This window comes from Methanobrevibacter sp. YE315, assembly GCF_001548675.1.
Taxonomy (GTDB): domain Archaea; phylum Methanobacteriota; class Methanobacteria; order Methanobacteriales; family Methanobacteriaceae; genus Methanocatella.
This window is the reverse complement of the sequence record NZ_CP010834.1, coordinates 850,423-864,142: the sequence shown is the minus strand read 5'-3', so window position 1 is coordinate 864,142 and position 13,720 is coordinate 850,423. Positions and strand designations below refer to the sequence as shown.

Annotated in this window: 9 protein-coding genes; all 9 read right to left on the bottom strand. The window is 32.6% G+C overall.

The window, feature by feature from the left end:
* Positions 1-4: 4 nt before the first annotated feature.
* The 9 genes from TL18_RS03740 to TL18_RS03700 all read right to left on the bottom strand — a co-directional run bounded on the left by TL18_RS03740 (position 5) and on the right by TL18_RS03700 (position 13,387).
* Entirely contained in the window at positions 5-700 is a 696-nt protein-coding gene (locus TL18_RS03740) for a class I SAM-dependent methyltransferase (RefSeq protein WP_067041528.1), read from the bottom strand.
* The gene (locus tag TL18_RS03735) at positions 700-1,179 is read right to left on the bottom strand and encodes an isoprenylcysteine carboxylmethyltransferase family protein (protein WP_067041525.1); all 480 of its coding nucleotides are present in this window, start codon (positions 1,177-1,179) and stop codon (positions 700-702) included. The genes TL18_RS03740 and TL18_RS03735 overlap by 1 nt, the downstream gene beginning before the upstream one ends.
* An 88-nt stretch (positions 1,180-1,267) precedes the next feature.
* Positions 1,268-2,719: an ABC transporter ATP-binding protein gene (locus TL18_RS03730; RefSeq protein ID WP_067041521.1), complete on the bottom strand. Its 1,452-nt coding sequence runs from the start codon at positions 2,717-2,719 to the stop codon at positions 1,268-1,270.
* A complete protein-coding gene (locus tag TL18_RS03725) occupies positions 2,712-3,431 on the bottom strand; it encodes an energy-coupling factor transporter transmembrane component T (RefSeq protein ID WP_067041518.1) in 720 nt (239 codons plus the stop codon). The genes TL18_RS03730 and TL18_RS03725 overlap by 8 nt, the downstream gene beginning before the upstream one ends.
* 8 nt (positions 3,432-3,439) lie before the next feature.
* Positions 3,440-4,021 carry an MptD family putative ECF transporter S component gene (locus TL18_RS03720; RefSeq protein ID WP_067041515.1) on the bottom strand — a complete coding sequence of 194 codons (582 nt, stop codon included), beginning with the start codon at positions 4,019-4,021 and terminating at the stop codon, positions 3,440-3,442.
* 31 nt (positions 4,022-4,052) lie between these two features.
* Positions 4,053-5,798, bottom strand: coding sequence for an ABC transporter ATP-binding protein (locus TL18_RS03715; protein WP_067041512.1), 1,746 nt, complete (start codon positions 5,796-5,798; stop codon positions 4,053-4,055).
* Entirely contained in the window at positions 5,799-7,589 is a 1,791-nt protein-coding gene (locus tag TL18_RS03710) for an ABC transporter ATP-binding protein (RefSeq protein WP_067041509.1), read from the bottom strand.
* Positions 7,590-7,810: 221 nt separating this feature from the next.
* Positions 7,811-8,761 (bottom strand): AraC family transcriptional regulator, encoded by a 951-nt coding sequence (locus tag TL18_RS03705; protein WP_067041506.1) that lies wholly within the window; start codon positions 8,759-8,761, stop codon positions 7,811-7,813.
* Positions 8,762-9,124: 363 nt separating this feature from the next.
* A complete protein-coding gene (locus tag TL18_RS03700) occupies positions 9,125-13,387 on the bottom strand; it encodes an SAP domain-containing protein (RefSeq protein WP_067041503.1) in 4,263 nt (1,420 codons plus the stop codon).
* Between the last annotated feature and the right edge of the window lie 333 nt (positions 13,388-13,720).

The window sequence follows — 13,720 nt, the reverse complement described above, 5'->3', positions numbered from 1 at the left end:
AATATCACTTTCTTGCCACAATGGTCATCCATTGGACAAACTTATCCGAAAAAGAAACATGGTCATAATCATCATCAACGGTTTTTGTTTGCCCGCCAATCTCTTTTATTATTTCCTTTTTGTTTTTTCCGTCCCTCAAATAAACGGTAATTTGTGAATAATCGTTATTCCTTAAAAATTCTGTAATCTGCTCATCATCATATACTGTCATGTCAATTAATTTTTCAGATACTTTCATAATTAGGTTGTCTGATCCGTTCGATTCCATCCCAATTAGAAATGTTCCGCCAGGCTTAAGGACCCTTTTAACTTCGCCAAAGCATTTTTCGATATCAGGCCAGAAATAAACCGTTTCAAATGCTGTCACTACATCGAAAGTGTTATCTTCAAAGGGCAGATTTGCAACATTGCCCTCAAGAACCTTGACTTTGCCGTCATATATCTCCTGGCGGTTTACTTCACGTGACAGTTTTACGCTTTCTATGCTGTAATCTACACCATATACCATTTTTGCTTGTTTGGCCATTCTATTGATGTTAATTCCACCGCCGCAGCCTACATCCAAGATAGTATCGCCAGGTTTTATCTCCAAATGTTTCAACCCCCATAGTGAAACAGGAGTGTGTTCCTTGTTCATTGATTTTAATTGAATGTTTCCTAATTTTCCTTTTGGTTTTCTCATATTGTCAAAAAATCCCATTAAATCACCTTTGGTATGAATCTATTAACTTTTTTAGAATAATCCCTATAATCATCACTATATCTCTCAATTAACCACTTTTCTTCAGTATTTATCATTGCAACTGTTAGAAATGCCCAGAAAAATACGGGCAAGATAAATAGGAGGATATTCTGAGAGATTAATATTAATCCGGTTGCAGCATAAAAAAATGCGGCATAAATAGGGTGCCTTACATAAGCATATATCCCTGTTGTAACTAATTTATTGTTTTCAACTTCATCACTTATTTTTGAGACCAGAACTGCTGAAATCCAAAAAACAATCCCTAAACTTATTAATATTACTCCTAAAATAAAAAAGACCATATTTAATTCATTTATCTTATAAACTGGAATTAAATGGTAGTATGAGGATATGGAGAAAATTATAGTTATGATTCCAATTATTAAAACTAAATATGGTCCTACACCAAAAATTGGCAAATGATTCTCATACATAATATCACTAATCAAATATCTAATAATTCACATACTCATAAATCTTAATGTAATTTCGATTAAAACTCCTGAATTAAGGGTTAAAAGACTATTGAGACCCCCTTAAAAAGAAATCTTTCAGTTTTTGTTCATCAATCTTATAATTATCAATGATTTTGCCATCATCAAAATGCAGGATATGGGAACAAGACTCACAGATTAATTCGAAATCATGGGTTATGATGAATGAAGTTATCCCTAATCCCTGCAGATACCTTAAGTTTTCAGAAACTTTCATCATATTCCTTAAATCAAGACCACTTGTTGGCTCATCAAAAATCAATATTTCCTTTTTAGATGCAATTGCCGATGCAATAGCTACCCTTTGCTTTTCACCACCGGATAATGCCATTGGATGGGCATCTTTTAGATGAATCAGGTTCAAATTCCTAAGAATATCTTCAGCTAATTCCAAATCATCTTCATCCATACTCAACAAAACTTCATCAAGGACACTTTCTGTAAATAGCTGATGATTTACATCCTGCATCACCATATAAGATTTTTTAAGCCTATCCTTTCTTTTTAAGGATTTTCCATTGAAGACTAACTCGCCCTTGCATGATTTTTTAAGACCGCACAAACAATTTGCAAATGTTGACTTTCCGGCACCATTTTTACCAATGATGGCTATGATTTCGTTTTTAGGAATTTTAACATCATCAATGTCTAAAACTTGAGTTTTTCCATAGTTAAATTTAAAATTTTTAAGTTCCAAAAATTCCTGATTCTTGGAGTAATATTCTTTTCTTTTTAATTCTATATTGTCCAAATTTAATTGCCTTAAACCCAAATCTCGATGATTTATGTTTTTAAATTCATCGATTGACCATTCGTTTGTAATTTTTCCGTCTTTAAGAAATATTACCCTGTCAACGACATCACCTAAAAAGAATAATTTATGTTCGGCAATAATTACTGTTTTTTTCTGCTCTTTCCATTTCCTAATTATGAATTCAAAATCCCAGCTTGACTTGGAATCCAAGTTGGATGATGGTTCATCTAGAACAAGAACATCGGGAGATACCGCCGATACTGATGCACAAGCAATCTTTTGCTTTTCACCGCCGGATAACTTAAAAATATTTTTATCAACCAGATTGAATATGTCAAAGTCATCAACTACACAATCTAGCCTTTTTTTAATCTCATCAACGTTCATGGATAAATTTTCACATCCAAAAACAAGTTCGCTTGTCGTATCAACATTGAAGAACTGGGTTTTTGGATTTTGAAAAACTGATCCAATATGCTTTGAAATTTCATATATCTTCATTTCACTGATTAAATCATTACCCAAATAAACATTTCCTTCACGTTTACCATCGAAGAAATTCGGAATCAGTCCATTTAAAAAACGTGTGATTGATGTTTTTCCGCAGCCTGACTCGCCACAAAGCAGAATAACTTCCCCTTCTTTAACATTCAAATTTATATCAGACAGATTTTGAGTATCGCCATTATTATTATATGTGAATGAAACATCTTCCATTTTAAGCAATCAAGACACCTCTTAAAAAACCATATGCATATATTCCAAAACCAATGAATGTTATTGCTATAAGTGAGTAATCCAGTTTGGTCAATTTTACTTGAAGTAAATGAGTTCTTGGCTCCGGATTGCTGAGTCCTCTTGTTAGAGAGGCGGCTGAGAGTTCATCTGCTGTTTTAACTGCACTAATCAAAATAGGAATCATATAAAATTCTATTAGTTTTAAAGGGTTTTTCAAGGATTTGATATTTAATCCAAAGCCTCTCATTTTCATTGCATTAGTTATTGATTTAATTTCTTCATAAACTGATGGGATATATCTAAAAACAACTGAAACGGGAATAATGACATATCGGGGAATATTACTTTTTTCCATAGACGCAATGAATTCGCTTACTTTAGTAGTTGTTATAGTATAATATCCCATCATAAGAATTGGCAACATTCTAGAAGCAGTATAACTAAAAGTAATTAGTATAATTGCCATCAATCCTGTTGCTGTAGGAAGAATAAAAATTTGAATATATTTAGCCAATAAATAAACAGCAATATAAAGCCATGCTGATTTTTTATGGTTTGTGAAAAATAAACAAATAAATGGAATTAAAACTAAAATTCCACTAATATATAATGACACATCATTAAAAACCATGAAACTTAAAACAACTAAAATAATGATTTTAGTTCTTGGATCTAAGTTAAAATTTAGTTCTAATCCCATTATTACACCTAAGCTATACCTGCCTTTTCAAAGTGTTTTTTGAGCACAATTTTTCCAACATAAGCACTTGCAACACCTGCAATGAATGTTAAAATAAATAATATTACTAAAACACCATTGTTAAGGAATGGGGCAATGACATTAACATAATCATTTCCCATTGAAGCGCGCATTGCTTCCATGAAATAGTCTCTTAAAATGAAAAATGGCAACATATTACCCATTATTCCCATTATAAAAACACCATGACTAATAATTGAATTTTTAATTGATGAGTAATTACCCATTTTTAAGATACAATCTGCAATGAATGCAAATAAAGTAAATACAACAATTGGCACCCATGTATGGCCGCTTAAAAACATTACAATTCCCAGAATCAGCCCTAGCAATGTAACCATTCCAAATTTAGAAACTCTTGTTAAGAAGAGCATGTATGGAATTCCACAAATTAATGCTGCTAAAATTGGCAATGCCAACATTAAAATCGGAATATAACCCAACATTCCAAATGCGAAAATTAATACTATTAAAATCACTGCAAAAATACCCACAGTAATTAAATCATGTACATTTAATCTTTCAGACATAATTTTTTCTCCTATAATTTTTAAAAGGGAATTAGATTACCCATTCCCCGCTTAAATTTTGTAAATCAACCATTTTCTTAAATAGTCCATTTTGAGCTATCAACTCATCAGGTGAACCTTGCTCAACGATTCTACCTTCATCGAGAACAACAATCTTATCGGCATTAGCTATTGTACGCATCCTATGAGCAATAATTATGACAGTTTTGTTTCTTATTAGCTCAGATAATGCCTTTTGAATTTTGGATTCGTTTTCAACATCCAAAAATGATGTTGCTTCATCCAAAAGAATTACATTGGCATCTTTAAGCATTGCCCTTGCAATTGAAATTCTTTGCCTTTGACCGCCAGACAATAGCTCACCATTTTCACCGATGACAGTATCGTATCCATCTGGAAGTTTTGAGACAAATTCATCACATTCTGCAAGCTTTGCTGCTTCAATTACCTCTTCATCAGTTGCATCTTTCTTACCGACTCGAATATTTTCCAAAATTGAAGTATTAAACAATATTACATCCTGGAAAACTATTGAAAAGTTTTCTAAAAGTTTCTCACTATCGAGTTTTGATAAATCCTGACCTCCCAAAATTACTTCACCTGAAACAGGATCCCAGAATCTTGCAGCAAGTTTGGAAACTGTTGATTTTCCACCTCCTGAAGGTCCTACAAGTGCAGTGACTTCACCTTGTTTTGCTGTGAAATTAATATCAGTTAAAACATTTTTCAAATCATCATAATTGAAATCGACATTCTTAAATTCAATATCATAGCCGTTCAAGGAATATTCTGTCAATCCTTCTTCAACAACTAATGATTCTATTTCCTTGGTCCTGTCAATTTTTATATCCATCATCAATATTTCAGATAAAAACATCAATCCATTCTCAACAGGAGCATAGATTGTAGCAGAAGCTATCAGGAATATCAAAAGTGTAAATAGTGACACCTGTGAATTCATAATCAAGTATGACCCTAAAAGAATCACTGAAACTATTCCTAGATTTAAAACTACTTTGCCGGTAATTACTCCAGCAGATGCCATCAGTTCTGCTTTGATTCTTGACTTTTCAATTTTGGAAGTTAAACTGGAAATTTTTCCATAGTATTCATCCTGATAGTTGTATGATTTCAAATCCCTGACAGATTCTATGCATTCCTGCATTGTATCTCCACAATCAAGCAGGTCTTCCATGACAATTCTTCCACCTTTATAGATGAGAATCTTTGAAGCATACAATATTGCAAATGCTACCGGAACAGGCCATAATAGTGCAATGGCTAGCCTCCAATCAAAGGTTAGCAGTCCTATTGCAACAAGAACTAATGAAATAATTGAACCGAGCAATTGTGGAATTGCATGTGAGAAAACATGTTCCAAGTCTGTACAGTCATTCATGATTGTTGCAGTTAAATCCGCCAAGTCCCTGTTTTCAAAGAATGATAACGGAAGTTTTCTTAAGTTTTCACCAAGATTAATCCTTCTGTTTTCACTTTCTGTGTAGGTTGTATTGAATACGAAGTGATATTGTTTCCATGCCAATGCAAAGATAATTCCTAAAACAATCAATATCAATACGATAAACATTCCAAGGTTTGGTTCAATGATTTCTCCACCGGTTAATGGTTCTACCCACATGTAAAGTAGTAATGCATATAAACCAACCGGTAACATGAATGCAATGTTTAAAAGTGCTGTGTAGATGATTCCCTTAATCAGATTATCCGAACCTTCTTTTGTAAGTCCGAATCTTTCAACAAAATATTCAGATATCATTTATGCCACCTCACTTTTTACTTTCCATTGAATTGACTGGTTAAATTCATCCCACATTCTTGAATAAAGGCCTTCATCTTCAACAAGACTGCTGTGATTGCCCTCTTCTACAATTCGTCCATTTTCAACTACATAGATTCTATCTACATTTTTAACAGTGGACAATCTATGTGCAATCATGATTACTGTTTTGTCCATAGTGATTTGAGAAATTGCCTTTTGAATCATGTATTCGTTTTCTGGATCGGCTAATGCAGTAGCTTCGTCTAAAATGATAATTGGAGCATCTTTAAGTATTGCTCTTGCAAGAGCAATCCTTTGTTGTTGACCTCCTGAAAGATAGGTTCCTTCAGTTCCAATCACAGTATCGATTCCATCCGGCAATTCCTCAATGATATCATCACATTGAGCTAAACTTAATGCTTTTTTAACATCTTCTCTTGAGGCTCCTTTACGGCCAATAGCCACATTATTGTAAATTGAATCTTTGAATAAGGTTGTATTTTGGAATACGAATGAAATATTTTCCATCAAATCTTTTGTTGATATATCCCTTACATCTACTTCGCCGACTTTAATAGAACCTTCATCAACGTCCCAGAATCTTGGAATTAATGATGCTATTGTTGTTTTACCGCCCCCAGAAGGTCCGACTAATGCAACAGTTTCATTTTCATTGATTTTTAAATTAACATCATTTAGGATATGTTCATCACCACTAGTCTTTTCATAGTCAAAATAGACTCCTTCAAATTCAATTGAATGATTTTTAGGTTTTTGAGGATTGACTGCTTCGACTAAAGGCTTTTCATTTAAAATTTCTTCAATGCCTTCCAAAGCATGGCTTGCCAACATCCAATCTTGTGAAACTGTCATAATCTTGTTCATCATTACAGCGCAAATCGGTGTGAATATTATATAGAACATGAAATCCGCCAAGAATTTCTTATCAACTACAGACCCTGCAAGCAATATTCCCGCAGGAATCAAAAGCGCAAAAAATCCATTGATGGATACTGTAAAAGCTGTCATTGGAAGCTGAGTAGACAATGAGTAATTAGCTGAAAACTTTGCATAATTCCTAATTGCATCGATAAAGTTTTTAAATGAATATACACTTTGCTGGAATGCCTTTGTAACTGGAATTCCCCTAACATATTCAACGGCTTCACCGTTCATCTTTTCGAGATATGTTTGATACTGAACCATAATATTCTGGGATTCGGCGGAAAACATAGGATACATAAATATGAAACATAAAATAATTGGAATCAAGCATATTAAGCCTAAAAGCCAATCAAAACTGAATAACAATATAATAAATGCTATCGGAGTTATAATAGCTCCTGTCAGATCAAATAATTGATGAGCTAAAAATGTTTCAGTTTTTGAAGTGCTGAAGTCAATTACTTTTCTAATTCCTCCACTGGTATGATTTGAGAAATACCCCAAAGGCAGTTTAAGCAAATGATTGATAGCTGCATCCTTCATGTTTTTCTCGTTTTTAAATGCAGATAAGTGAGTGCCCATTAAACCGAAAAAGTTCAAAACAATTCCCGCAATTGCAAAAGCAAACGCATTAAATGCATAGGTCTCCAAGTTCTGTGCTTGAGAGAAGTTTGGAGCAGCAGCCAGAAGGGCATTGACAACATCCCATATGTATATAAATGGAATTAATAGGCATATTGCACTTAAAGCCGATAATATCATACCTAAGATTGATAAATACTTATAATTGCCCGAATAATTCAATAATCGTATAAATTTATTTTTACTTTGAGTATTTGACATAATAAACTCCTTAAAATTTAATTTAGGTATACCTAAAAATTTAAAATAATCCTAAAAGGACAATTCTTTAAAATATCTTAAAAATAGATAAAAGAATAATCCTAAAAGTTTTTGTAAAAAAATAATTAAATATACCTTATTTTCATTATTAACTTCTTTTAAAATAAGTATATATATTTATTTGAACTAAAAAGACAAAAAATATACCAAAAAGACAAAAACTATTTTTTATACTCTGAAGGTGTGCAGCCGACATAGTCCTTAAATGCCTGGCTAAATTTTGATGGTGAAGAATATCCCACCATTTTAGAGATTTCTGAAATGGAAAGATGGCCTTCTTCAATCAGTCGGCAAGCATAATCAAGTTTGTACTCTTTTCTCCATTTAAAAATAGGTTTTCCATAAACTTCCTTAAAGCAATTCTTCAAGGTGGTTTTACTTACATCGTATCTATCTGCCAGCTCATCAATTGTAATCTTGCTTTCCAAATCATTGATCAAATCATCTTTGACACTTTCAACTATATCAACATGTCTTTTGGAAAGGGAAAGTGATTCCATTTTTGATTCATTAGCAATAGAGACAAATAACAGTAACTCCAAACACTTTAATTTGAAATAAGGTTCTTTAATTCGCTCATCGACACAATACAACTCACCGATTACATGGTCGATTTTTTCATTTGCTCTAACTAACTTATAACCTTTAGATTTTTCTAAACTTTCATATAGCTCAATTAAATCAAAATCAGGAATAAGTTCTTTGATATGCTCATTTGCAACATCAACATCAATGAAAATCTCCAAACCTTCATAATATCCCAAAGGAAAATCGGAAACTGTCTTTGTTAAATCATATATGCTAACGCACAAATCACCTTTTCCAAAATAAACAATCTTATCATCGCCTATTGCATATGAGTATCTACCTTTAGCACAATGGTTGATTTGAAGTAAACGGGAAGGAAGTTTATCTTCAAAAAACACATTATCAATATTGTCAATGTTAATGTCCATAAAAGCAATGATAACTCCATCAAATAACGAGTAAGTTTCCATTTTTCCATATTTGGCATCTTTTCCTAACTCAATTGTCTTTTTTGAAGCTTCTTCTATAATTGAAAATTCGGATTGTAAAACCTTATCAAACATTCCATAAAGATTTTCATTCATATACTTAAATTTGAGATGAGTTTTATTTAAATTTTACAGACCCCTGCCCTTGAACTTCTCCGGCTTTAAGCAGCCTGAGACTTCTTGAACAGTTATGTTAAATTAATTGACATATTTCCATCTTTTCAGTTGAAATGTCTCCTCTCTTGATTAACATCAATTGCATATCCATGTAAAATTGTTTATAGCATTGGAAGTTGTTGCATTATTACCTCAAATCATTGATGATATTGTTGATTATAATAAGGACTCAATTTTTATCGTCAGCATTTACGATTAATTTAGAAAGATATTAACTATTAAAAAAAAAATTAAATTTAAATTTGATTCTTTTAAAAAAAAAATAATGAATAATAGTGAAAATTATTCCACTACTATTTTTTCTGCATAATTATCGGATTTTCCTTCACTATCTGTGAATTCCACAGTTATTTCATGTTCGCCAAGACATTCTTCAATGATTTCAAATATTTCCTGTGTTAAATCATCGGTTGTATCTCCTTCGAATACCAACTCATCATCAATACATACTTTTAATTGTCCATTAATGAAAGACATATCAAATAACTTGTTTAAGGATTCAAGATTGAATGAATCTGACTCGCAAATTAATTCATTGTGTGAGGCATCCGGAAAAGTTTTATCAATGAACATGCTTACAAGACCATTCAAGACTTCTGTTAAGTCGAATCCATTCATATCGAAGTTATCTGAAATTCCGGAAATACCCAAGCTGGATAAATCAAGACCATTCAATATACCTGACATGTCAAAGTTTTCTGAATCGAAATTGGCTATTAAACCAGACATATCGAAATTATCAAAGTCAAGGCTGAATGCTTTTGAGATAACTGCAATAGCTGTGTTGATGAAATCAGAATTGGTTAAGATATCAATAACATCTGACAAGCCGATTGCAGACAAATCATAATCTGACACATCAATGCCGAACTCAGCCAAATCAATACCCAATGAATCAACCAAACCGGATAAATCAAGCACAATCGCATTTAAACAGGAATAATCACAGTTTTCGAATATGTCCGCAAAATCAACATCCATATTGCCGAACATATCTGTAATGCCTGAAATATCCAAGTCAGATAAATTAAGGCTAGCCAATAAAGCGGATAAATCAAAGTTATCTGAGTCGAAACTGGCTATTAAACCTGACAAATCAATTCCATCCAAGTCAAGGCCGAATAGCTTTAACATGGCAATAATAGTTTCCATGTCAAAATCAGCATTATTTAAGATGCCAATAACATCTGACAAGCCGATTGCAGACAAATCATAATCTGACACATCAATGCCGAACTCAGCCAAATCAATACCCAATGAATCAACCAAACCGGATAAATCAAGCACAATCGCACCTAAACATGAATAATCACAGTTTTCAAATATGCTGGCTAAATCTAAATTAGTGAACATGCCCAAAATAGCGGAAATGTCCAAGTCAGATAAATTAAGACTCTCTAATAAAGTGGATATGTCAAAGTTTTCTGCATCAAAACTGGATATTAGACCGGACAGGTCAAGGTCATCCAAGTCAAGACCGAATAATTTTAACAGAGCTGAAACAGTGGACATGTCAAGATCAAGATTGCCCAAGATACCAATAATGTCTGACAAGCTGATTGCAGACAAGTCATAATCTGACACATCAATGCCCAAATCAGCCAAATCAATACCTAATGAATCAATCAAACCGGATAAATCAAGCACAATCGCACCTAAACATGAATAATCACAGTTTTCAAATACGCCTGCAAGATCAAGATCGGAATTGGTGAACATATCCATAATGCCGGCAATATCCAAGTCGGATAAATTAAGACTATCTAAGAAGCCTGCTAAATCAAAGTTTTCTACATCAAGACTGGCTATTAAATCAGACAGTTTAATACCGTCAAACTCAATGCTGGACAGGTCAAACTTAGAGATGTCGAAATCAGAATTGTTTAAGATATCAATGACATCTGGCAAGCTGATTGCAGATAAATCATAATCTGACACATCAATGCCTAAATCAGCCAAATCAATGCCAAATGAATCAATCAATCCGGATAAATTAAGCACAAGTCCATCCAAGTTTGAATAATCACAGTTTTCGAATACTCCAGCGAAATCAATTTTCGAATTGGCGAACATATCTCCAATAAGGGAAAGGTCCAAGTTGGATAAATCAAGACTATCCAACAAACTGGCTAAATCAAAGTTTTCTGCATCGAAACTGGCTACTAAATCAGAAATATTAAGCTCATCTAAATCAAGACCGAATAATTTTAACAGAGCTGAAATGGTGGACATGTCAAATTCAAGATTGCCCAAGATGCCAATAACATCTGCCAAGCTGATTGCAGACAAGTCATAATCTGACAGATCAATGCCTAAATCGGCCAAATCAATGCCTAATGAATCAAGTAATCCTGTTAAATCAAGTACAATCGCACCTAAACATGAATAATCACAGTTTTCAAATACGTCTGCAAGATCAAGATCTGAATTGGTTAACATATCCATAATGCCTGCAATGTCCAAGTCGGATAAATTAAGACTGGCCAATAAACTGGAGATGTCAAAGTTTTCCACATCAAAACTGGCTATTAAGCCAGAAAGGTCAATGTCATCTAAGTTAAGACCGAATAATTTTAACATAGATAAAATAGTAGACATGTCAAAATCAAGATTACTTACGATACCGACAACATCTGCCAAGCTGATTGCAGACAAGTCATAACCTGACACATCAATGCCGAACTCGGCCAAATCAATACCTAATGAATCAAGTAATCCTGTTAAATCAAGCTTAATTGCACCTAAACATGAATAATCACAGTTTTTAAATACGCTACCTAAATCTAAATTACTGAACATATCCATAATGCCGGAAATATCCAAGCCGGATAAATTAAGACTATCTAACAGACCAGACGGATCAAAGTTATCTACATCAAAACTAACTACAAGACTGGACATGTCAAAGCCATCAAAGTCAAGGCTGAATAATTTTGACACAGCCGCAATAGCAGACTTGACAAAATCAGAACTGCTTAATGTATCAATAAGGTCTGACAAGCTGATTGAAGACAAGTCATAATCTGACACATCAATGCCGAACTCGGCCAAATCAATATCTAATGAATCAAGCAATCCAGTTAAATCAAGCTCAATTGCACTTAAACCTGAATAATCACAGTTTGCAAATACAGCACCTAAATCAAAGCCTGAATCATCGGAATCTGATGCCTCTGCACCAGAAATATCAATAACATCACCATATGAAGAACGTTTATATTTATCAGACATATTACGGGTGTAAGTATCAAGGTCAAATCCTGAACTCAATAGGTTGCCAATGCTGATTAAATCCATATTTTTGAAAATATCTAAAAGGGACATAAGGGCAGTCAGCTTAATGAGTGATTCAGAATCATCAGTAGGGTTTTTAAAGGTTACACTAGTGATGTTCATCATTGGGAACAATTCATCGAAAGAATTCAAGCCAATTGCATCCATTCCATCCATACGAATAATTACATTAATGTTATTCAAATCTGAAATAGGTTCAAGTGATACATCTACATTATCCATATCAATAACAACATCATCAAAGTTTGTGTAATGGAAATCTGACATCAATATGGATAAATCAAGACTTGATACTTCTGTATCCGGTAGCAAGATATTCAGATTTAAATCAGATAAGTCCACCCTATAGTTTTTGTTTAGGAGATTTAATTTAGGCAAATTCACTGATACATCAAGACTTTGTCCGTCCAATCCTATTGACAGATTAAAATCAAGATCTTCAAATTTAATGGTTGCATCAAGATCTGGATATATGAAGCTTTTTATATCAATATCTAAACGTACACCCCTTTCATCAGCGAAAGATTTGAAAAACAGATTTAGACCTTTTAAATTTACATAATTTGTTTCAGTTATTATCTCCAAACTGTCCATAATTGCTGAAAACTCAAGAGTCTGTGGACTTGAACTAGGCAGAATAGATAAATCAAGATCTTTAAATGTAAAGATGGTACTTTCAAAGTCACTATAGGAAACTTCAGGAATATTCATTTTCAAATCAATATTTGAAGAATCTGAAGCTGCCACAATTGACATGGTAGAATCAGACATGATTATACCGTTTTGAGTAAAGCCTTGAATATTTAAATTGATATTATCTTTCATAAATATTTTGTCTTTAATAGGCAGATCCTCATAATTTATCCCATAAATGCTAAGTACAGAACTTAACATCTCATCATTTACTGGGAAAAGTAGACTCTCATCATCTTCAGAACCATAATCTTCAGTTTCTGCTGAAACTACTTTTTTAACTTTAAATGTTTTTGCTTTTTCTGTTGCTTTGGAATCATCCGCCACATCTTCACCAGAGGTTTCACTTGAATCATTATTTAAGATAGGTAAAACTCTTTCAACGAGTTCTTGCTTTTTGCCTGAAACTTTTAAACCGTTTTCTTTTAAAATGTATTTCAATTCTGCAACGGTGTATTTTTCAGATACCTCCTCGGCTGTTAATGCTTCCCTACCAGCATCAAACTCTCCTTCGAGATATTCTTCATCGTCTTTTAACGCTTTTTCGTTTTTAGTCATGATATCATTTCCATTAATTGGTTACATGATATATTCTCTTGTATATATTATATTTAAGTATTATGATTTTTTTTAAATATTATTTAATTTTATAACATGAAAAATAATCAAATAATATAAAATTAGTAAATTTATTAAAAAATATTTAAAATTATTGGAAATAAAATTATAAATTATAAATTGATGTGATAAAAGTAAAATGATTATCTGAAAAAAACCAAATAAACATAGGGAATTTCCAAAAATTAAAAAATATAAAAATAAAATTAATAAAAGAATGAAAAATTTAAAAAATTTAAAAAATATTGTACATTTTAAAATTATTATTTATTG

Bases quoted from the DNA above. Each gene is read 5' to 3' on its own strand.
- TL18_RS03725 (WP_067041518.1), bottom strand. From the start codon at position 3,431: ATGGGATTAGAACTAAATTTTAACTTAGATCCAAGAACTAAAATCATT.
- TL18_RS03735 (WP_067041525.1), bottom strand. From the start codon at position 1,179: ATGTATGAGAATCATTTGCCAATTTTTGGTGTAGGACCATATTTAGTT.
- TL18_RS03705 (WP_067041506.1), bottom strand. From the start codon at position 8,761: ATGAATGAAAATCTTTATGGAATGTTTGATAAGGTTTTACAATCCGAA.
- TL18_RS03740 (WP_067041528.1), bottom strand. From the start codon at position 700: ATGGGATTTTTTGACAATATGAGAAAACCAAAAGGAAAATTAGGAAAC.
- TL18_RS03710 (WP_067041509.1), bottom strand. From the start codon at position 7,589: ATGTCAAATACTCAAAGTAAAAATAAATTTATACGATTATTGAATTAT.
- TL18_RS03700 (WP_067041503.1), bottom strand. From the start codon at position 13,387: ATGACTAAAAACGAAAAAGCGTTAAAAGACGATGAAGAATATCTCGAA.
- TL18_RS03715 (WP_067041512.1), bottom strand. From the start codon at position 5,798: ATGATATCTGAATATTTTGTTGAAAGATTCGGACTTACAAAAGAAGGT.
- TL18_RS03720 (WP_067041515.1), bottom strand. From the start codon at position 4,021: ATGTCTGAAAGATTAAATGTACATGATTTAATTACTGTGGGTATTTTT.